The 20777-nt window shown below is 66.8% G+C and carries 21 protein-coding genes; 14 read left to right on the top strand and 7 right to left on the bottom strand.

Annotated features, from left to right (window positions below; translation table 11 throughout):
* The 10 genes from ACQR50_RS17825 to ACQR50_RS17780 all read left to right on the top strand — a co-directional run.
* Positions 1-206 (top strand): Maf family protein (locus ACQR50_RS17825; protein ID WP_428969324.1); only part of this gene is annotated, 206 nt, incomplete at its 5' end.
* The gene (locus ACQR50_RS17820) at positions 206-1018 is read left to right on the top strand and encodes a shikimate dehydrogenase family protein (RefSeq protein ID WP_428969323.1); all 813 of its coding nucleotides are present in this window, start codon (positions 206-208) and stop codon (positions 1016-1018) included. The genes ACQR50_RS17825 and ACQR50_RS17820, both read left to right, overlap by 1 nt.
* Before the next feature lie 10 nt (positions 1019-1028).
* Positions 1029-1622, top strand: coding sequence for a dephospho-CoA kinase (gene coaE, locus ACQR50_RS17815; RefSeq protein ID WP_428969322.1), 594 nt, complete (start codon positions 1029-1031; stop codon positions 1620-1622).
* Positions 1623-1629: 7 nt separating this feature from the next.
* Complete coding sequence (gene dnaQ / locus ACQR50_RS17810) at positions 1630-2325, top strand: DNA polymerase III subunit epsilon (RefSeq protein WP_056438847.1); 696 nt, start codon at positions 1630-1632, stop codon at positions 2323-2325.
* Positions 2326-2380: 55 nt separating this feature from the next.
* A complete protein-coding gene (hpf, locus tag ACQR50_RS17805; protein ID WP_056438849.1) occupies positions 2381-2971 on the top strand; it encodes a ribosome hibernation-promoting factor, HPF/YfiA family in 591 nt (196 codons plus the stop codon).
* A gap of 64 nt (positions 2972-3035) precedes the next feature.
* Positions 3036-3506, top strand: coding sequence for a PTS IIA-like nitrogen regulatory protein PtsN (ptsN, locus tag ACQR50_RS17800; RefSeq protein WP_056438851.1), 471 nt, complete (start codon positions 3036-3038; stop codon positions 3504-3506).
* Entirely contained in the window at positions 3490-3948 is a 459-nt protein-coding gene (locus ACQR50_RS17795) for a PaaI family thioesterase (protein ID WP_428969321.1), read from the top strand. The genes ptsN and ACQR50_RS17795 overlap by 17 nt, the downstream gene beginning before the upstream one ends.
* 5 nt (positions 3949-3953) lie before the next feature.
* Positions 3954-4295 carry a DUF1491 family protein gene (locus ACQR50_RS17790; RefSeq protein WP_076714317.1) on the top strand — a complete coding sequence of 114 codons (342 nt, stop codon included), beginning with the start codon at positions 3954-3956 and terminating at the stop codon, positions 4293-4295.
* 191 nt (positions 4296-4486) lie between these two features.
* Positions 4487-5104 carry a cell wall hydrolase gene (locus ACQR50_RS17785; protein WP_428969320.1) on the top strand — a complete coding sequence of 206 codons (618 nt, stop codon included), beginning with the start codon at positions 4487-4489 and terminating at the stop codon, positions 5102-5104.
* Positions 5105-5165: 61 nt separating this feature from the next.
* The gene (locus ACQR50_RS17780; protein WP_076710376.1) at positions 5166-5654 is read left to right on the top strand and encodes an MmcB family DNA repair protein; all 489 of its coding nucleotides are present in this window, start codon (positions 5166-5168) and stop codon (positions 5652-5654) included.
* 69 nt (positions 5655-5723) lie between these two features.
* Here ACQR50_RS17780 and ACQR50_RS17775 read toward each other — a convergent pair whose 3' ends face one another.
* Positions 5724-7244: a glycoside hydrolase gene (locus ACQR50_RS17775; protein WP_428969319.1), complete on the bottom strand. Its 1521-nt coding sequence runs from the start codon at positions 7242-7244 to the stop codon at positions 5724-5726.
* 181 nt (positions 7245-7425) lie between these two features.
* On the opposite strand from ACQR50_RS17775, the gene ACQR50_RS17770 reads away from it, so the two are divergent.
* From ACQR50_RS17770 to ACQR50_RS17755, 4 genes are all read left to right on the top strand, one after another.
* Positions 7426-10620 carry a glycoside hydrolase family 2 TIM barrel-domain containing protein gene (locus ACQR50_RS17770; RefSeq protein WP_428969318.1) on the top strand — a complete coding sequence of 1065 codons (3195 nt, stop codon included), beginning with the start codon at positions 7426-7428 and terminating at the stop codon, positions 10618-10620.
* 56 nt (positions 10621-10676) lie between these two features.
* Positions 10677-12242: an alpha-N-arabinofuranosidase gene (locus ACQR50_RS17765; protein WP_428969317.1), complete on the top strand. Its 1566-nt coding sequence runs from the start codon at positions 10677-10679 to the stop codon at positions 12240-12242.
* On the top strand, positions 12242-13591 hold the full coding sequence (locus ACQR50_RS17760) for a family 43 glycosylhydrolase (RefSeq protein ID WP_428969316.1): 1350 nt from the start codon (positions 12242-12244) through the stop codon (positions 13589-13591). The genes ACQR50_RS17765 and ACQR50_RS17760 overlap by 1 nt, the downstream gene beginning before the upstream one ends.
* A 241-nt stretch (positions 13592-13832) precedes the next feature.
* Positions 13833-14756 carry an alpha/beta fold hydrolase gene (locus ACQR50_RS17755; RefSeq protein ID WP_428969315.1) on the top strand — a complete coding sequence of 308 codons (924 nt, stop codon included), beginning with the start codon at positions 13833-13835 and terminating at the stop codon, positions 14754-14756.
* Here ACQR50_RS17755 and ACQR50_RS17750 read toward each other — a convergent pair.
* From ACQR50_RS17750 to ACQR50_RS17725, 6 genes are all read right to left on the bottom strand, one after another.
* A complete protein-coding gene (locus ACQR50_RS17750; RefSeq protein WP_428969314.1) occupies positions 14749-15423 on the bottom strand; it encodes a GIN domain-containing protein in 675 nt (224 codons plus the stop codon). The genes ACQR50_RS17755 and ACQR50_RS17750 overlap by 8 nt on opposite strands.
* Before the next feature lie 47 nt (positions 15424-15470).
* Positions 15471-16220, bottom strand: coding sequence for a head GIN domain-containing protein (locus ACQR50_RS17745; protein ID WP_428969313.1), 750 nt, complete (start codon positions 16218-16220; stop codon positions 15471-15473).
* Positions 16221-16338: 118 nt separating this feature from the next.
* A complete protein-coding gene (locus ACQR50_RS17740; protein WP_042486954.1) occupies positions 16339-16872 on the bottom strand; it encodes a CarD family transcriptional regulator in 534 nt (177 codons plus the stop codon).
* 389 nt (positions 16873-17261) lie between these two features.
* Entirely contained in the window at positions 17262-17603 is a 342-nt protein-coding gene (fdxA, locus tag ACQR50_RS17735; protein WP_042486955.1) for a ferredoxin FdxA, read from the bottom strand.
* Between the two features lie 29 nt (positions 17604-17632).
* On the bottom strand, positions 17633-17989 hold the full coding sequence (locus ACQR50_RS17730; protein ID WP_428969312.1) for a S4 domain-containing protein: 357 nt from the start codon (positions 17987-17989) through the stop codon (positions 17633-17635).
* Between the two features lie 220 nt (positions 17990-18209).
* The gene (locus ACQR50_RS17725; protein ID WP_428969311.1) at positions 18210-20702 is read right to left on the bottom strand and encodes a helicase-related protein; all 2493 of its coding nucleotides are present in this window, start codon (positions 20700-20702) and stop codon (positions 18210-18212) included.
* Between the last annotated feature and the right edge of the window lie 75 nt (positions 20703-20777).

Here is a 20777-nt window from a genome sequence, read left to right as displayed (position 1 = left end):
ATGTCCGCCCGCTCTCGGGTGCGTTCATCGACCGCTATCTGGATCAGGAATGGCCCGCCATTTCGGGCTGCGTCGGCTGTTTCCGGATCGAGGGGCCGGGGGTGCAGCTCTTCTCGCGGATCGAGGGCAGCCATTTCACCATTCTCGGCATGCCGCTGCTTCCCATGCTGGGCTATTTGCGCGAACGCGGCTGGATGCCCGCCTGATGGCCCTTCCTTATGCGGAGGTGATCGGCGACCCGATCGCCCATAGCAAATCCCCGAAAATTCACGGTTTCTGGCTGGAGGCGCTGGGGATCGAGGCGGCGTATCGCGCCACCCATGTCACGCCGGACGCGCTGCCCGCCTATTTCGCCGAGCGGAAGGCCGACCCGGACTGGCGGGGCTGCAACATCACCGTGCCGCACAAGATCGCCGCGCTGGATCATGTCGAGGATCGTGAGGACATACGCACCGCGATCGGGGCGACCAACACCGCGTTTCGCGACTTGGGCGGCGCTCTGGTCGGCACCAACACCGACGCGGCGGGTTTTGCCGCGCCGCTCAAAGCCTTCGATCTGGCGGGCAAGCCGGTGACGGTGATCGGGGCAGGGGGGGCCGGGCGCGCCGTGCTGTACGCCCTGGCGGGGATCGGCGTCGGGCCGGTCACGCTGTTCAACCGCAATGTGGACAAGGGGGCGGCGCTGTTGTCGTCCTTCGGCCTGGAGGGGCAGGCGCTGCCGATCGGCGACGCCGTGCCGCCCAGCGCCCTGGTCGTCAACGCGACCAGCCTGGGCATGACCGGCCAGCCGCCGCTCGATCTCGACCTGTCGGCCCTGCCGGCGGACGCGGTCGTCTATGACATCGTCTATGCGCCGCTCGAAACCGCGCTGCTGGCGGCGGCGCGGGCAAGGGGGCTGGCCACGATCGACGGGTTGGAGATGCTGATCGGACAGGCGGCGGTGGCGTTCGAGCGGTTCTTCGGCGCGGCCCCGCCGCGCGACCGGGACGGCGAGCTGCGCGAGATCCTGCTGCGATGATCGTGCGGCCATGATCGTTCTGGGTCTGACCGGCTCGATCGGCATGGGCAAGTCGACCGTCGCGCAGATGTTTCGCGACGAAGGGGTGCCGGTGTTCGACGCCGATGCCTGTGTCCACCGCTTGCAGGGGCCAGGTGGAACATTGGTCGCGACGATTGAGTCGGCCTTTCCCGGCACCACCGGACCCGATGGCGTGAATCGCGCCGCGCTGGGGCAGGCGGTGCTGGGCGATGATTCCGCGATGCGCCGACTCGAGGCGATCGTGCATCCGGCCGTGCAGGCCGAACGCGCGGCCTTTCTGGCGGCGCATGCCGGGGCTCCGCTGGTGGTGGTCGACGTGCCGTTGCTGTTCGAAACCGGCGGTGACAAGTCTGTGGATAAGGTGTTGGTCGTTTCGGCAATACCCGAAATCCAGGAGGCGCGGGTGTTGGCAAGACCGGGAATGACCCGGGCCAAATTCGACGCCATTCTGAAGCGCCAATGGCCCGATGGGGATAAGCGTGCGCGCGCCGATCATGTCGTCGCGACCGACATTCCATTGGCCGAAACCCGCGAAAAAGTGCGGTCTTTGATCGCTTGCATCACCGCATCCGAAGGCCGATAGTCGGGTCATGAGAGAGATCGTTTTCGACACCGAAACGACAGGGTTCAAATTTTCGGAAGGCGACCGGCTGGTCGAAATCGGCTGTGTCGAACTGGTCAACCGGGTCGAGACCGGGCGCACCTATCACGCCTATTTCAATCCCGAACGGTCGATGCCCGCCGAGGCGCAGGCGGTCCACGGATTGTCCGACGCGTTCCTGAAGGACAAGCCGGTCTTTTCGGCCGGGGTGGCCGATTTTCTGGACTTCATCGGCGACGCGCCGCTGATCGCGCACAATGCGACCTTCGACTTCGGCTTCATCAATGGCGAGCTGGGCGCGCTGGGCTTCCCGCCGGTCTGCGAAAAGACGCGGATGGTCGACACGCTGGCGATCGCGCGCAGCAAGCATCCCGGCGCCAAGCATACACTCGACGCGCTCTGCTCGCGCTATGGCATCGACCGCTCGCACCGTGTGCTGCACGGCGCGCTGCTCGACGCGCAGCTGCTGGCGCAGGTCTATGTCGAGTTGATGGGCGGGCGGCAGATCGGCCTGGGCCTGCTCGCCGAGGCGAGCGCGGACACCGGCCCGGTGATCGTCGCCCGCGCGCCCGCAAAAGTCCGCCCGCCGCGCATCTTCCGGCCGAGCGAGGCGGAACTTGCCGCCCATGCGGCGTTTCTAAAGGGCATAACCGATCCGGTTTGGGGGGCCGAGGCGTCCGGTTGACGCCACGGGACAGGCCAAAAGGACCGTCCCATCAGAGTGCATCAAGGAGAAGACGATGGATATCCGGATTTCTGGTCATCAGGTCGAAACGGGCGACGCGCTGCGGACCCATGTGACGGACCGGCTTCAGGGTATCGCCGAGAAATATTTCGCCCGCGCCATCTCGTCCGAGGTGACGTTCGGCAAGGGGCCGCATGACGTCGGCTTCAAATGCGATATCGTGATGCACGTCACCCGCGGCCTAGTGCTCAAAGGCCGTCACGAAGCCCAGGACGCGCACCTCGCCTTTGACGGCGCCGCGACCAAGATCGAAAAGCAGCTGCGCCGTTATTCGCGCCGCCTGAAGGACCGCAATGCGGGGCAGGCGATCGAACTGGCCGAGGCCGGGGCCTATGATGCGGGCTACACCCTCTTTGCCGAACAGGTCGACGAGGACGAGGCGGGCGATGCACCCCTGATCATCGCCGAAACGCGGGTCGATATCCCCGACGCCAGTGTTTCCGATGCGGTGATGATGCTCGATCTGCGCAATACTGCGGCCCTGCTGTTCAAGAATTCGGGTACGGGGTCGTATAACATGGTCTATCGCCGTGGTGACGGAACCATCGGCTGGGTCGAGCCGCAACGCGGCGGCACGGCCGGATAAGCTCTATCGTTCTTCCGCGTGGCCCGTTATTAGGCGGGCCGCGCGGGGGCGCACCGGAAAGACCATGAACGACTTCAGCGATCTGTTGCGCCACGATACGGTGCTGGCGGGCGTCAGCGCCGCCAACAAGAAGACCCTGTTCCAGGCGCTGGCGGCGGCTGCCGCCGGGCCTGCGGGACAGGATGCCAAGCTGCTGGCCGATGTGCTGCTCGAACGCGAGAAGCTGGGGTCGACCGGTTTCGGCGGGGGCGTCGCCATCCCGCACGGCAAGCTGCCCGGCCTGACCCAGATCGTCGGTGTCTTTGCGCGTCTGGCACAGCCGGTCGATTTCCAGGCGGTCGACGACATGCCGGTCGATCTGGTCTTTGCGATGTTCTCGCCTGCCGATGCGGGGTCCGCGCATCTGAAGGCGCTGGCCCGGATTTCGCGGCGACTGCGCGACAAGGGCTTCGTCGCCAAGCTGCGCGGGGCGGGGTCGCCCGATGCGATCTGGGCGCTGCTCACCCAGGACGAGGCGCGTGACGCCGCGGCCTGAGGGCGAGGCCGCGCATTTCCGGGCGCTCGAGACGCTCTATGCCGAAGCCCCGATCAATCGCCTGTTCGACTCCGCGCTGGAGATAACCGAGCCGGGCGTCGCGCGCATCCGCTTTCGGGTGGACGAGCGGCATTATCACGCGGCCGGCGCGGCGCATGGCACGAGCTATTTCAAGATGCTCGACGATGCGGCCTTTTATGCCTGCAACAGCCTGGTCACCGACCGCTTCCTGCTGACCACGCAGTTCAACCTGCTGCTGACCCGCCCGATCAAGGCGGGGGAGGTGATGGCCGAGGGGCGCTGGGTCAGCGGGCGGCGAAGGGTGTTCGTCGCCGATGCACGGCTGATCGATGCCAGCGGCGAAGAGGTCGCGCGCGGCACCGGCACCTTCATGCGCTCGCAGATCGCGTTGGCGGGCCTGCCCGGCTATCGAACGGCCTGAGCGCGATGGACGGCCGTCTGCCGAGCGGAATGCTGGTCACCGCCCTGTTGCGCCGGATGAACGACAGCGGCGGCATGGGCATGGTGCTGGCCAAGGGTGATCCGCAGGCCGGGGGCATGTTGGTGATCGTCATCGATACCGACCCCGTCACGTCGCACCGGCGCGAGCGGGTGCTCGAACGCGGTATTGGCCCGGATGGCAAGACCGCGCTGATCGAATCGACGCCTGCAAACGATATTTTAAGCTATTGGCGGCGGCGGCGGGCGCGCGATCCGGACCTGTGGGTCCTGGAACTGGATGGCGCTGCGGCGGAACGCTTCACCGCTGAAACGATCCTGCAACATTGACGAACGCGGCCGGATCGGCCACGAGCCCCCCATCGTAATTTCGCGTTGTGCTTATCGGGTGCGATCCGGTGGGTTACGCAGTCGGGGGGAAGCCCGGACGAGCGCCCTTGGGCAATGCTCGGGTCCGTGATCCAACCGCATGTCTGTTTGAGTGAATGACCGTTTTCAAGCGAGTCGCGGCGTCCGCTGCCATGGCTCTATCTCTGGCGGGTCTTCTCGCCACCAGCACCCCCAGCCTCGCGACCAACGTTGCCGGTGTTGCTGCCACTCCAGTCAGTGCGATGACTGTTTCCGGGATCAACGTCGCCGATGTCGCGATGGTTCCCCAGAGCGCCCGGGCCACCATGTCCGCGCTCCCCGATTTTTCCCAGGTTTCTGAAGGCGATGAGGACGGCGACTATGACTCGCTGGCCGACGCCGTGGCCGATCAGGACGAGATCGCGTCGAGCGAAGAGCTCCGCTGTCTGGCCGGTGCCATCTATTTCGAAGGTCGCGGCGAACCGCTCGCAGGCCAGCTCGCCGTGGCGCAGGTCATCCTGAACCGCACCAAGTCGGGTCGTTTCCCCACCGGCGTCTGCGACGTCATCAAGCAGCGCGGCCAGTTCAGCTTCGTGCGTCGGGGTGAGATCCCGTCGGTCAGCCCGTCGCACACCGCCTATCGCACCGCCGTCGCCGTCGCCAAGGTCGCGCTGGCCCAGGCATGGGACAGCACCGCGGGCAAGGCGCTGTACTTCAACACCCCCGGCAACCGTCCGGGCGTGCGGGTGCAGAAGGTCGCCGCGATCGGCAACCACATCTTCTATCGTTGATATTCAAGGCCCCGTTTCAGGGGCTTTTGCATTTGTTCGTCAAATGTTCTAAGCGGGTGGCATGTTGGACATGCCGCCCGCTTCGTGCGTCGACGATCCGCTGTCTCCGCTCTGTGCCGCCGATGTCGCGCGGGGCGTGACCCGGATGCTGCTCCGCCACGACCTGATCACCATTCCCGAAGTCCCGCTAGAGGGCGGCCGCCGGGCCGACCTGATGGCGCTCGACGCACGGGGGAATGTCGTCGTCGTCGAGATCAAGGTGTCGCGCGCCGACATGCTGGGCGACGGCAAATGGCCCGATTATCTGGCGCATTGCGACCGCTTCTACTGGGCGGTACCCGCCGGGTTCGACTGGTCGCCGCTGGAAAGCGCGGCGTTCCTGCCCGAGCGGACGGGGATCATCGTCGCCGATCGTTACGACGCGGCGATCGTGCGCGAGGCGCATAGCGTGCCGCTGCCCGCACATGTGCGGAAGAAGGCGACGCTGAATTTCGCAAGGCGGGCAGGTCGGCGGATGATCGGGCTGACCGATCCGGATGCGGGGATGTGAGATTGGTGGGCCCGGTAGGACTCGAACCCGCAACCTAGCCGTGCGTCTGGAGAGATGCGCCCGTGGCCTTCACCGCGTCAATATCAACGTCACCACCGACTGCGGCGGCGCGATATCCCCCGCGATATCCACGGACTTATGCACAGCGTCCGTCACGATCATCCGCCGCTGCCACCGCCCCGGCACCGCCACGCTCAGCGGTCTCGGCGACAGGCCCGGATTGACATGGACCAGCACCAGCCGCCGTCCGTCGGGTGACAGCGCGCCGACCGTATCCATGTCGTCCACCGGCACCAGCCGGTCGCCCGGCCGGATATAGCGGCTGAACTGCGCCATCGCCCAATATTTGCCCGTCACATGGATCGCATGGGGCTGGTCCGCCGCGCCCATCAGGTCGGCCTTGACGATGCCCCAGTTCGATCCCTTCTCGCCCTTGCGGGTGCTGAGGTCCTCGACCGCCTGCCAGAAGACCCAGGCGGCGGGCTCCAGCCGCTTGAGATCGCCGACGACATGCTCGGCAAAGGCCAGCGGTGTCGCCATGCCGGTCAGGTCTTCGGGATCGCCCGACAGCGGCGTGTCGTTCTCGCTCATCCACATCTTGATGCCCGAGGCGCGGGCGATGTCGCGCACGGCGGTCTGGTGGACCGTGCCATAGCTGTGGACGTTCAACTGGCCGATCGCGGCGCGGGTGGCGGGCGGATAGGCGGCCCAGTCCTGTACGAACAGATGCGAGGCGGTTTCGTCGGGGGCGGCGATGACGGTGGACAGCCGCTTGGCCTTCAGCGCGGCGGCGGTGGCGTCGATCATCTGCGCCTGCCGCGCGGGGCTCCAATGCGCGCCTTCCTGCGTATTGGCGGCGAACCAGTAATTGGTGTTGGGCTCGTTGACCGGCGACAGGGTGCGGAAGGTCAGATGGTGCCGCCGCTGCAATTCGTCGGTGACGCGGACCAGATAGGTGGCGAAGGCGGCTTCCTGACCGGGACGAAGATTGTCGTCCGTCCCCTTTTCCGCGCCGGATACCCGCCCGCTGACCGTCATGAACCAGGGCGGCGAGTTGGAGAAGGCCTCGAAGATCGGCTGCTTCACCCGTGCGGTGATGGCGTCGAGCCACCAGCGCTGGTTGGCGTCCTGCCCCCAGTCCCACATGGCGGGATCGTCGGCGCGCCACCAGTCCTTGCCCGTCACCCCCGCCGGTTGCCGCCAGAAACCCGGCACCGCGCGCCCGACCTTCATATAGGGGGGCGTATCCGCCGCATTGCCGCCGCCGATATTGTAGCGCGCGATCGTCCAGCCGAGTCCTTGCGGCCCGTAGAACAGATCGGCCAGCCGCGTGCGTTCCGCCTCGGGCCAGCCGCCGGTGACATGCGCGAACCAGGCGAGCGCGGTGCCCCAGCCCTCGAACACCGTCGACGGGCGGTCGATCGCGGGACGCAGGGTCACGGGCACCGGACGGTCGGCGGGGGGCGGGGCGGCCTGTCCCTGCGCCGCCTGGGCCGCCCCCGGACCCAGGATCAGCGCCAGCACGGCGGCCGCCAGACAGCTTTTGCGAAGGATCGTCCCGTTCTTCACCCTGGCGTCTCCCCAACGCATATCCGATCAAACGTCAGACTATAGCCGGAGGCGCGGCGGGTCCGTCAACCTGCGTCGGATCGGGCATGCGCGGGCGGTCCCGAGGTCCTTTTTTCTTGTCGAGATGACGAAGCCGTCATAAAAATCAGACAAAATAGGCGCGATCCGGTCAGGGAATCGCGGGAATCGAAGGGGGAGTGCAATGAATTGGCGTTTGGCGGCCGGTGTGGCCGTGGTGGCTCTGGTGAGCCCGGCTTTTGCACAAAACGGCCCGCAGGTCGCCGCCGTCCAGGTCGATCCCAGCCGCCCCGATTGGGAAAATCCCGCCGTCAACGCGCGCGGCACCCGCCCCGCCAGCGCCACCGCCTTTCCCTATGAAAGTCGCGACCTGGCACTGGCGGGCGATCGGACCCGATCCAGCCGCTTCATGAGCCTCGACGGCGACTGGTCCTTCGCCTTCTCACCCTCTGTTGACGGCGCGCCCAAGGGGTTCGAGCGGCCCGGTTACGACGTGTCCAAGTGGAAGACGATAAAGGTCCCTGCGATGTGGCAGGCCGAAGGATATGGTCAGCCCAAATACAACAACATCACCTATCCCTTCCCGGCCAACCGTCCGCTGGTGCCCCATGACGACAACGAGACGGGATCGTACCGCCGCGACTTCATCCTGCCGGACGGCTGGCGCGGGCAGGATGTGATCCTTCAGATCGGCGCGGCGGGCTCGGCCTATCAGCTATGGGTCAACGGGCAGGATGCCGGATATTCCGAGGACTCCAAGCTCCCCACCGAATATGACGTCACCCGGTTCCTGAAGCCCGGCCGCAATGTCGTGGCGATCCGCGTCCATCGCTGGTCGGACGGCAGCTATCTGGAGGATCAGGATTTCTGGCGCGTCTCGGGGATCGAGCGTTCGGTGTACCTGCGGGCGGTGCCGAAAGCGCGGATCGATGACCTGTTCGTCCATGCCGGGCTCGACAAGAATTACCGCGACGGCACGCTGTCGACCGAGTTGACGCTGCCCGCGCTGCCCCAGGCGATGACCGCGCGCATGACGCTGCTCGACGGCGAGCGGGCGGTGGTGACGCGGGAGGTGGCACTGGCCCAGGGCGCGACCTCGGCCAAGCTGGATGCCGCCGTGCCCGGCGTGCGGAGCTGGTCGGCGGAGACGCCTCATCTCTACACGCTGCTGGTCGAACTGGTTGATGCGAATGGCCAGGTGGTGCAGGCCACGCCGCAGCGGATCGGCTTCCGCACCGTCGAGATCAAGGACGGGCAGGTCATGGTCAATGGCCGCCGCATCGTGATCCGCGGCGTCAACCGGCACGAGCATGACCCCGAGACCTTCCACGTCATTTCCGAAGCGTCGATGCGCCGCGACCTGGAGCTGATGAAGCGCAACAACTTCAACGCCATCCGCACCTCGCACTACCCCAACGACCCGCGTTTCCTGGCGCTGGCGGACGAATATGGCTTCTATCTGATGGACGAGGCCAATATCGAGAGCCACGCCTATATGGAGCAGGGCAACCGCAACGGCGATCAGCGCAGCAAATATCAGATCGGCTTCGACCCCGCCTGGGAGGGCGCGCATGTCTCCCGCGTGATGAACATGGTCGAGCGGGACAAGAACCATCCCTCGATCATCTTCTGGTCGCTGGGCAATGAGGCAGGCATCGGCCCCAATTTCGAGAAGGCGGCGGCGGCGATCCGGCGGCGCGATCCGGCATGGCTGATCTCCTATCTCGGCTGGGGCACGCTCGACTGGAGCCATCAGCCGAACAACTATGTCGATATCTACGCGCCCATGTATGACGACATCGAAAAGATGGTCGACTGGGCCGAGGACCCGACCCGCACCCAGCCGATGATCCAGTGCGAATATGCCCATATGCAGGGTAATTCGGGCGGCAATTTCAAGGATTACTGGGACACCATCTACGCGCACCGCAAGCTGCAGGGCGGCTTCATCTGGGATTGGGTCGACCAGTCCATGTATCGCTATACCAAGGACGGGCGGCGTTACTGGGGTGACGGCGGCGAGTATGGCCCCAATCCGGGCGGGGATATCGAGTTTGGCGACGGTCTGAACCAGCCCGACCGGACGCCCAATCCGCAGCTGTACGAGGTGCAGAAGGTTCAGTCGCCGATCCGCTTCGACGGTTACGATGCAAAGACCGGACGGCTGACTGTACATAACCGTCATGACTTTATCGATCTGTCGGGCTTCACCTTCGACTGGGTGGTCGAGAAGAATGGCGTCGCGGTGGCCAGCGGCCAGCTCCCCGCGCTGACCATAGCGGCCGGGCAGGTGCAGACGGTGGCGCTCGCCCCCAAATTCGCGCGCGAGGCCGGAGCGGAATATGTCCTGACCGTCCGCGCCCATGCCAAGGACGGCACGATCCGCGCGGTTCCGGCGAATTACGTGATCGGCTGGGAGCAGTTCGCGCTCACCGACGCCCCCGCCATGCCGGTGGCGGCCAGGGGGCAGGTGGCGGTCGCCGATAATGCCGACAGCGTCACCCTGTCGGCGAACGGCGCGGAACTGGTCATCGACCGTAAGACCGGGCTCGTCACGCGTTACGCGGCGGGCGGCCGCATACTGGCCAAGGGCGGTCAGCCCAATTTCGTTCGTGCCGAAACCGACAACGACACCGCCAACGGTACCGTCGCCCAGCAATCGCCCTGGTTCACGATGAACGGCCGCTATCAGGTGCGGAGTGTATCGATCGGTCCCGACCGGAGCGTGACCGTCGATCACGAGATGGGGGCGGGCGCGGCGCGTTTCGTCACCCGCTACAAGATGGCAGGCGACGGCGCGGTCGATGTCGACGGGCAGTTCGTACCGCTGAAGGCCGACCTGCCGCCGCCGGTCCGCATCGGGCTGTGGTACACCATGCCCACCACCATGAAGACGGTCGAATGGTATGGCCGGGGCCCGCATGAAAGCTATGTCGATCGCAAGAGTTCGGCGGCGATCGGGCTGTGGCGAGGGAGCATCGCCGAGCAGAACCATGATTACATGCGGCCGCAGGATACCGGCAACAAGGTCGATGTCCGCTGGATGGAGCTGTCGGGCGAGGGGGCGGGGCTTCGTGTCCGCGCGCCGAAACCGTTGATGATGCAGGCGCTCGCCTTCCCCTATGGCGACCTGTACCGCCGTGCGCCGGGGACGTGGAAGTCGACCGATATCGTGCCGCATGGCGAGACGACGTTGATCGTCGATGCCGCGCAATGGGGTGTCGGCGGCGACACGACCTGGAGCCATGTCGGCCAGCCGCATCAGCAATATCGCACCGTCCTCGCGCCGACGCGCGTCGCCTTCCGCCTGGAGCCCTTCAGCGGTGATGGCACCACCCCCGACAAAGCGAAGCCCGCCCGCGCGACAGAGGTGCAATAGGGCTGTTCTTTACTCGGACAATAAGCCATCATGCCGTATCAGGCAGAGGAGAATCCATGAAAAGGGCAACGAAATTCCTGTTCGCGGCGGCGGTCGCCACGCTGTTCGCGGGCACCGCAACCGCACAAACCGCGCCCGCCGGTACCGCCGACACGGTCGAAGTGCATGCCGACCGTCCGGGTCCGGTCTATAACCGCCGCCTGTTCGGCCAGTTCGCCGAGCATCTGGGCACCGGCATCTATGGCGGTATCTGGGTCGGCAAGGGCAGCAAGATTCCCAACGTCAACGGCTATCGCCGCGACGTGCTCGACGCGCTGAAGGCGATCCGGGTGCCGGTGATCCGCTGGCCGGGCGGCTGCTATGCGGACGAATATCATTGGCGCGAAGGTATCGGCCCGCAGGCCAAGCGCCTGACCAAGGTCAACACCAACTGGGGCGGCGTGACCGAGGACAACAGCTTCGGCACGCATGAATTCATGAATTACAGCGAGATGGTCGGCGCCGAGGCCTATGTCTCGGGCAATGTCGGCTCGGCCTCGCCGTCCGAAATGGCCGAGTGGGTCGAATATATGACCTTCCCGTCCAAATCGACCTATGCCGAAGAGCGCCGCAAGAACGGTCGCGACAAACCGTGGAAGCTCGCCATGTTCGGCATCGGCAACGAGCTGTGGGGTTGCGGCGGCAATATGCGTCCCGAATATGCCGCCGACGTGACGCGCCGCTATTCGACCTTCCTGAAGGTCCCGGCGGGCGAAAAGCTGCAGAAGATCGCCAGCGGCGCCAACAGCGACGATTACAACTGGACCGAAGTGATGATGCGCGACGCGGGTGGCGCGTTCGACGGCATCGGCGTCCATTACTATACGATCCCGGGCAATTGGGACAAGAAGGGCGCGGCCACCGGCTTCGACGAGGAAAGCTGGGCGCGCACCCTGTCCAAGACGCTGAAGATGGAGGAGCTGCTCACCCGTCACTCGGCGATCATGGACAAGTACGATCCGAACAAGCGGGTCGCGCTGCTCGTCGATGAATGGGGCACCTGGTATGATGTCGAACCCGGCACCAATCCGGGCTTCCTGTACCAGCAGAACTCGCTTCGCGACGCGATGGTGACGAGCCTGAACCTCGACATCTTCGCGCATCATGCCGACCGCGTGCGGGGCGCCAACATCGCCCAGATGATCAACGTCCTCCAGGCGATGATCCTGACCGACGGCGCGCGCATGGTGAAGACGCCCACCTATTGGGTGTTCGACATGTACAAGGACTATCAGGACGCGACCGTCCTGCCGGTCGATGTCCAGTCGCGCTGGTACAACAAGAATCAGTGGGTGATGAAGGCGGTCAGCGCCTCAGCCGTTCGCGACAAGGCGGGCGTGGTGCATGTCGGCCTGACCAATGTCGATCCCAACCAGCCCGCCACCGTCTCGGTCAAGCTGGACGGCGTGACCGCGGCGCAGGTGTCGGGCCGTGTGCTTACCGGCGCGACGATGGATGCGCACAACAGCTTCGACGCGCCGAACCAGGTCGCGCCGCAGCCGTTCAACGGCGCAACGCTGTCTGGCGGCACGCTGACCGTGCAGGTGCCGGCCAAGTCGGTCGTCATGCTGGACCTGCGCTGATGAAGGCCCGCGCCGGAGCGCTGCTCGCCGCCGTCCTTCTTGCCGGGGCGGCGGGGTCCGCTGTGCCCCGGCGCGATGTTCCGTGGAATAGTCCGGGGGCGGGCAATCCGCTGCTCCCCGGCTATTTCGCCGACCCCTCCATCGTTCGCGATGGGGGGCGTTGGTATATCTTCGCCACGATCGATCCGTGGGGCGATGACCGTCTGGGGCTGTGGACCTCGGACAATGGCCGCGACTGGACCTTCTCGCAGCCCAACTGGCCGACCAAGCAGGCCGCGACCAGCCCGACCTCGGGCGATGCCAAGGTCTGGGCGCCCTCGGTCGTCAAGGCACCGAACGGCCGCTGGTATATGTATGTCTCGGTCGGCAGCGAGGTGTGGGTCGGCTCCGCCCCATCCCCGGCGGGGCCATGGGCCGATGCCAATGGCGGCAAGCCGCTGATCGCGCGGGACTTTGCGCCCCAATATCATATGATCGACGCCGAGGCGTTCGTCGATGATGACGGCCAGGCCTATCTCTATTGGGGATCGGGCTTGAACTGGGTCAACGGGCATTGCTTCGTCGTCAAGCTGAAGCCCGACATGGTCCATTTCGACGGCGCGCCGAAGGATGTGACCCCGGCGAATTACTTCGAAGGCCCCTTCATGGTGAAGGAGAAGGGGCGTTACCTGCTGACCTATAGCGACGGCAACACCACCAAGGACACGTACAAGGTCCGTTATGCGGTCGGCAAATCGCCGATGGGCCCGTTCACCGAAGCGGCGAACAGCCCGCTCCTCGAAACCGATGCCGCGCGGCAGATCATCAGCCCCGGCCATCACGCGATCTTCGCCGACAAAGGCAAGTCGTACATCCTCTATCACCGTCAGGCGCTGCCCTTCGTGATGGGTGGCGAGCGCGTGCTGCGGCAGGTGTCGGTCGACCCGCTGACCGTGCGGGCGGACGGCACGTTCGAGAAGGTTCGGCCGAGCCATGATCCGGTGATCCCGGCCTTTGCGGCAAAGCGCGATCGCGGGCTGCGCTGGACGGGCAAGGGTGTGGACGCGCTGGCGGCGGACGACAATTACGCGACCGCGTGGCGGCCCGAGGCCGGGCAGGCGCCGGTGCTGACCGCCGATCTGGGCGGATTGCGGGATGTACGCGAAAGCCGGATCCGCCCGGCCTTTGCGATCCAGCCGCAGGATCTGCGGATTGAGGCTTCGCCGGACGGCAAAAGCTGGCGCGACGTGGCGGCCGAGACGGGTGTGAGCGGTTCGCCGATCACGTTGCGTCATCCGGGCAAGGCCCGCTTCCTGCGCATGACGGTGACGGCGAAGGAACCTGCGATCCTGGAGTGGTCGATCTTCTGATCTTGAGCCCCTCCCGCCTGCGGGAGGGGCGTGCCTGTAGCGAGCAGCATGTTTCCCCTCCACCGTTCAGCCTGAGCGAAGTCGAAGGCCAAGGGCAGACCTTTCCTCAAACCCCATGGCAGCAACTGTAACAAAGGACGTGGTAGTAAGGACCACATATGGGATAGGCTCCGGCCCGCCGATCCTCAGGTGTTCATGAGTGAAGGCAGGGAACGGCATGGCGACATACGCATCGAACCCGATGACAGGCCCCCTCACGCCCTTCCTATCCTACTGGACGGCCCCCGATGGCTGGGTCCATCGCCGCTATGACCGCCCGCATGAGGCGGGCACGGCGCGACGCGGGCGGTTGCTGTTCCAGACGGGCCGCGCCGACATGATCGAGAAATATGGTGATGCGATCGATCATTTTCGTGCGCAGGGCTGGGGTGTCACCGCCTTCGACTGGCGCGGGCAGGGCGGGTCGGGGCGGCTGACGGGCGACGGGACCGGGCATATCGACCGGCTCGATCGGCTGGGCGAGGATCTGGCCGCCTTTTATGCCGGGTGGGTACGACCGGGCGAGGGGCCGCATGTCGTGCTGGGTCATTCGATGGGCGGGTTCGCCACCCTGTCGGCGCTGGCCAAGGGCGGGATCGCGCCCGATGCGGTGGTGCTGGTCGCGCCGATGCTGGCGCTGCGCTCGCCGGTCGGCCAATGGGCGGGCGCACGTTTTGCCCGCTGGCAGGTCGGGCGCGGCGATCCGCTACGCCCCGCCTGGCGACGGTTGGAGACGCCCGCCGCCGCCAACGCGCGGCAGAAAAGGCTGACCCATGACCTGACCCGCTTCGCCGACCAGCAGGCTTTTCGACAGGCACAGCCCGAGCTGTGCCTGGGATCGCCCAGCTGGCATTGGGTGGCGGAGGCCTTTCGCGCGACGGCGGCATTACGCGACGATCCGGCGCTGGCGCGGATCGCAACGCCGGTGCTGATGCTGGTCGCGCTCGCCGATCGGCTGGTCGATGCACGGGCGGCGGCGCGGGTGGCGCAGCGTCTGCCGCAGGGCGAGCTGGTCGCCTTCGGTCGCGGCTGTGCCCATGAGATCCTGCGCGAGGCCGATCCGGTCCGCGCCAACGCCTTTGCCGCCATCGCCGCGTTTCTCGACCGGCGTGCGCCGGTTACTTGACCCCGCAGCGAACCGGACCACCGCCCGTAATCCGGCATTTGGGCGTGCCCGCCACCGTCACCTTGCCCAGCCCGCCATTGGCGACCGCCGCCGTATAGCGCGCCCGTGCGGCAATCTCGCCGGGGCCGTCGAGCGTGACGGTCAGGTCGCCCGCCTCCAGCGTATCGGCCGCAATGCTTGCAGGCCCGTTGGCCGCCAGCCGCGCCTTGCCGACCCGGCCGCCTTCGATGGTCAGCCTGGCGGGGCCGAACAGCATCGCGGTCAGTTGGTCGCCATCCGCCCGACCGACCCGCACCTCGCCCGTGCCGGTGACCGACAGGGTGAGTGCGCTGCCTTTCATCGCCTGTACCGTCACCTGCGCGCCGCCGATGACGGTGACGCCGGAGAGCGGCGGCGCGGCGAGGGCCAGCGTGACCGGCGCATCGCCCCCGCCCGAGCGTCGCACGACCAGCGTGCTGCCCATCACCTGCGCTTCGACCTGGCGTAGCGCCGCGCCGTCACCGGACAGGGTGCCGCGCGGCGAGGGAGCGGTGGTCATGGTGACGCGGAACGGCCCCTCGACCCGCAATTTGTCGAAGCTGCTCAGATCGACGCGCCGCTCGGCGGCAAAAGCAGGCGCCGCAATGAGCGTGGAACACAGAATAGCGGAAGCGGCGCGGATCGACATCGGCGTCATCCTCGCACCGCCCCGTCGGCGTCGCAAGCCGGTCCCCGTTACAGCGTCCGTCCGCAACGCGCCGTGCCCGAGCCGCCCTTGTTCACGGTGCAGACCGAGTTCGGCCCGAGATCGGCATCGCCCGATCCGCCCAGCGACACCTTGGCCGGGCCGTCGACCTGAACCGCGACGCGGCCCGATCCGGCGATCCCGACCTCGGCGCGTTTGGCATGGAGGCCAGCCCCCAGCACGTTACCCGACCCGGCGATCCCGATCTTCAGTGCGTCGACCGTGCCGCTGGCATTCACCGAGCCGGAGCCCGCCACGCCCAAATCTGCCTGTCGAACCCGCATGGCGCCGATCGTCAGGTCGCCCGATCCGGCGATCCCGCCCTTGAAGCTGTCGCCCTCCACCCGGTCGACGCGCATCTGCCCCGATCCCGCGACACCCGCCCCGGTCAGGCGGGGCAGCGTCACCAGGATGCGGACGTTGCGGCGATTGCCCCAATGCACGCCCTTCTTCATGCCGATGCGCAGCGTGTCGCCATCGCGTGCGATCCGCAGCTGGTCGAGGTCGGCCGCCGACCCTTGCGCGCGTACCGAAAAATCACCGCCGACCCGGATATCGACCGGATCGCTGCCGTCGCTGGACACGGTGGTAAAGCCCCGCACCGCGTAGCTGCGCGTGTCGCCCGAGCCTTGCGCGGGGACTTCCTGTCCCTTGGCGTCGCTCTCGAACGAACAGGCGGCGGTGGGGATGGCCAGCACCATCAGGCCGAGAAGCGTGGAAAGCGTAACGGACTTGGGCATGAGCGACCTCCTGTGTATTGATTCAATAATACACATGGATGGGGCGCCCGTGCAAATGAAAAGGGGCGGCCCCGCCTGGGACCGCCCCTTGTTCGTATCGTCAAAGACCGACTGCGGGTCAGGCGGCGGGCTTTTCCTTGTTGTAGATGGCAGCGGCCGCGCGCAGGATTTCCAGGATCTTTTCCTGGGCGCGCGGCTCGTCCACCTCTTCCATCGCGGCGAGCTCGCGGGCGAGGCGGCTGGTGGCGGCCTCGAAGATCTGCCGCTCAGAATAGCTCTGCTCGGGCTGGTCGTCGGCGCGGAACAGGTCGCGGACCACTTCGGCGATCGACACCAGGTCGCCCGAGTTGATCTTCGCTTCATATTCCTGGGCACGGCGCGACCACATGGTGCGCTTGACCTTGGGCTTGCCCTTCAGCGTTTCCATCGCCTCGCGCATGGTCTTGTCCGAGGACAGCTTGCGCATGCCGACCGACTCGGCCTTGTTGGTGGGAACGCGGAGCGTCATGCGCTCCTTTTCGAACCGCAGCACATAGAGTTCGAGCTGCATCCCTGCGATTTCCTGCTTTTGCAGCTCGATAACGCGGCCCACGCCATGTTTGGGATACACGACATAGTCACCGACGTCGAAGTGGAGCGCCTTGGCAGCCATTGGGGGCCTTTCCGGATCAGGGCCTTCGCACGAGCGCCGAACGAGCGGAAATGGGTCCACTGATCAAGTCGGCCTCGGGAAGGAAGGGTCGAACACATCAAAGGCGGGCGGTCGCGAAAACAGCTATGCCCGTCGCGGAACCATATAGCATGGTCGCAAGAAAATTACCAGCATATGTGCAGGGTAGCGGAACCATCCGGTGCGGGCGGCCTACGCATCCCCATTCCCTCTTTCCTCCCCTGTAAGGGGAGGGGGACCATGCGCAGCATGGTGGAGGGGTGTCCCGCCATCGAAAGGGGGTACATTCCTCCGTCAGGCCTTTGGCCTGCCACCTCCCCTGAAAGGAGAGGAATGATCGGGATCGGTCGCCCTTGCCGGGCGCGTCCCGGTTAGTCGCCCTTGCCGGGCTCCGGGCTGAAGAACTGGTCGTACTTGTTCTCGACGCCCTTCATCGCATCGGCGTCGGGCGGCGTCTGGTCGAGCTTGCGGGTGACGTTGGGCCACTGGGCGGAGAAGGTGTTGTTCAGCTCCAGCCACTGTTCCAGCCCGCTCTCGGTGTCGGGCAGGATTGCCTCGGCCGGGCATTCGGGCTCGCACACGCCGCAGTCGATGCACTCCGACGGGTTGATGACGAGCATGTTCTCGCCCTCATAGAAGCAGTCGACGGGACACACCTCGACACAGTCCATATACTTGCAGCGAATGCAGGCATCGGTGACGACGTAGGTCATGACAACTCCCAAGGTACGAACGCGTGCTGCTATGCCGCATGCGGCGATCCGTCAACGCTTGAAACCGTATCAGGGCCCGAAACCATATTGGGGCCAGAAACCGGCGAGGTGACCAGATCGCAGTAACAGGCGCGCCCCTCGGCGGGCGGTCCGCGCCGGACGGGCAGCGATTCCACCCGCAGCACGCGCACTTGGCCATGATGCGCAAAGGTCAGGATGCTGCCGATCCGCACCGGCGCATGGGCCCGGTCGATCGCCCGGCCGTCCATGCGGAAATGCCCGTCGCACGCCATCGCCTGCGCCGTCTCCCGCGACTTGGCGATCCGCGCCCACCAGAGGAAACGGTCGAGCCGCATCGACTCGAGTGCAGGGGTGCGGGTGCTCATGGGGTGGGGCGGTCCTTTCTGTGGGTCATGGAAGGCGCGGACAAGCCCATTCCTCCCCAAGCTTTGCTTGGGGAGGGGGACCATCCGTAGGATGGTGGAGGGGCAGGGGCTTGGCGATGACCTTCGCGGCCTGGCGCGAGCCGCAGGACATTGCCGCTCCACCACCGCTTCGCGGTGGTCCCCCTCCCCATCAAAGATGGGGAGGAACGGAGGCGTGTCGTCACGGCGTACGCCCCCAGTCGGCGAGCGCGGCGAAGGCGTTGCCGGGGCTGGCGGTGACACGCGGGGCGGGGCGGGCAGGCGGACGGCCGCGCCAGATCCAGCGGGCGGGTTCATTCTCGCCGCCCCGTATCTTGCGGAACCCCAGGTCGCCCATCAGCCGGTCGAGCGTCGCCGCCTCCAGCCCGATCGAGGTCGCCAGCGAGGCGTCGGGGATGAAGGGTCCACGCCCCTCGCGCGCGTCATGGGCGGCGCGCGCGATGCGCTCGACCAGATCGATCCGCACCGCCTGTTCGCCGAGCGGCCGATAGCCCGACGCGACGCCGCGCCCCGGCTCGTCGCGACGCAGGATGGTGGCACCCGGCCGGGCAAGGTCTGGCGTCTGGCCCCACAGGGTCATCAGGATACGCCGCCATGCCGCCGCACCGGGCTTGAGCAACCGGGGATCGAACACGTCCAGCGTGCCGATGGTGATCCCCATGCCGCGCAGCCGCCGCCGCTCGTCGGGCGACAGCGCATCGATCATCAGGCGCAGCGGCTGGCGTGGCGCGATGCCGCCCGCATCCTCCAGCGCGGCGGCGACGGCGCGGATCGCGGGCGACGCCTTGGCCTCGCGCGCCAGCCCCGCCAGCCGGACGAGCGCGGGCAATTGCCGGTCGAGTGACCGCGCCAGCCAGGCGTCCAGCCGGGCCTTCACCTGCTCGCGCTGCAACGGGGCCAGGCAATCGAGATCGCGTTCCAGCCGCAGCACCGGCCGCCCCAGCGACGGCCCCGGTATCAGCCGCGCCACGCCATGCCCGTCCCAGACGAGCCGGTCCTCTACCAGCGCGATCGCGTCATGCTCGGCGGCGATCAGCGCCTCGGCGCGGCGCGACCGCTCGGTGCCCAGCCGCTTTTCCGCCGCCGCCAGCAACAGGCGCTTGTCGTTCGCCCGCGCGCCCGCCTCGACGGTGAAGCGGAATCCCTCCAGCCGACCGATCGGATGATCCTCGACCAGCACCTCGCCCTCCGGCCCGATGGTGACGGGCAACGCGCCCGCATCGGCGCCGATGCGGCGGATCAGCGCGGTGGTGCGCTTGTCGACGAAACGCTGGGTCAGGCTGGCATGGAGGCCGTCGGACAGCCGCTCCTCGATCTCGCGCGTCCGCTCGGCCCAGTGTCTGGGATCAGCCAGCCAGTCGGCGCGCTGGGCGATATAGGCCCAACTGCGGATCGCCGAGAGGCGGCCCGCCAGCGTCTCGACATCGCCCGCCATATTGTCGAGCCGGGCAATCTCGTCGGCGAACCACTGGTGCGGGACATGGCCCAGCCCTTCGGACAAATGGCCGAACACGCGCGAGACGAAGCGGGCATGGGGATCGATGCCCACCTTGCGGAAATCGGGAATGCCGCACGCCGCCCACAGCCGTGCGACCATGGCGGGCCGCCGCACCCGGTCGCGGACCCAGGGTTCGTCGGCCAGTCGCTTGAGCACCTGAAGATCGGTGGCGAGCGGGGCTGCGCGCAGCACGCCCGGAGCGGGCTTGCGCTCCAGACTGGCGATCAGCGCATCGATGCTCGACAGGTCGGGATCGCCCTCCCGCCAGTACAGATGGTCGAGCCGGGGGAAGCGATGCTCCTCGATCGCCAGCACCTCTTCGGGCAGGAACGAGTCCGGTCCCTCCTCGGCCAGTGCGCCGAAGCTGCCGTCGCGGTGATGCCGCCCGGCGCGTCCGGCGATCTGCGCCATCTCGGCCACCGTCAGGCGGCGACGACGACGCCCGTCGAACTTGTGCAGCCCGGCAAAGGCGACATGCGCGACATCCATGTTCAGGCCCATGCCGATCGCATCGGTGGCGACGAGATAATCGACCTCGCCCGCCTGGAACATCTCGACCTGCGCGTTGCGGGTACGCGGGGACAGCGCGCCCATCACCACTGCGGCGCCGCCGCGCAGACGGCGCAGCATCTCGGCCACCGCATAGACCTCCTCGGCCGAGAAGGCGACGATGGCGGAGCGCTTGGGCAGGCGGCTGATCTTCCTGGCGCCCGCATAGGTCAGCGTCGAGAAGCGGGGACGGGCGATGATCTCGGCATCCGGCACCAGCGCGCGGATCATGGGCTTGAGCGCCTCGGACCCCAGGATCATCGTCTCGTCCCGACCGCGCCGGTGCAGCAACCGATCGGTAAAGACATGACCGCGCTCCAGGTCCGCGCCCAGCTGCGCCTCGTCCAGCGCCATGAAGGCGACGTCGCGGTCGGGCATGGACTCGGCGGTGCACAAAAACCAGCGCGCATCGGGCGGCACGATCTTTTCCTCGCCCGTGACCAGCGCGACCTGACTCGGTCCCTTCAGCGCCACGACCCGGTCATAGACCTCGCGGGCGAGCAGGCGGAGGGGGAAGCCGATGATGCCGCTGCTATGCGCGCACATCCGCTCTATCGCGAGGTGCGTCTTGCCGGTGTTGGTCGGCCCGAGAACGGCCGTCACGGCGCCCGATACGCGGCTTGTCATATACCCTACATCGGGCTTCGCAGGCGCGGTTGCAACGGCATGGAGCAAGATCGTCGTGCGCAGGCGGGATTCGGC

Origin of the sequence: Sphingomonas sp. Xoc002 (assembly GCF_050408055.1) — a bacterium.
Classification (GTDB): Bacteria; Pseudomonadota; Alphaproteobacteria; order Sphingomonadales; family Sphingomonadaceae; genus Sphingomonas; species Sphingomonas yabuuchiae.
The sequence above is the reverse complement of the archived record's forward strand: the minus strand, read 5'-3'. Positions and strand labels throughout refer to the sequence as shown.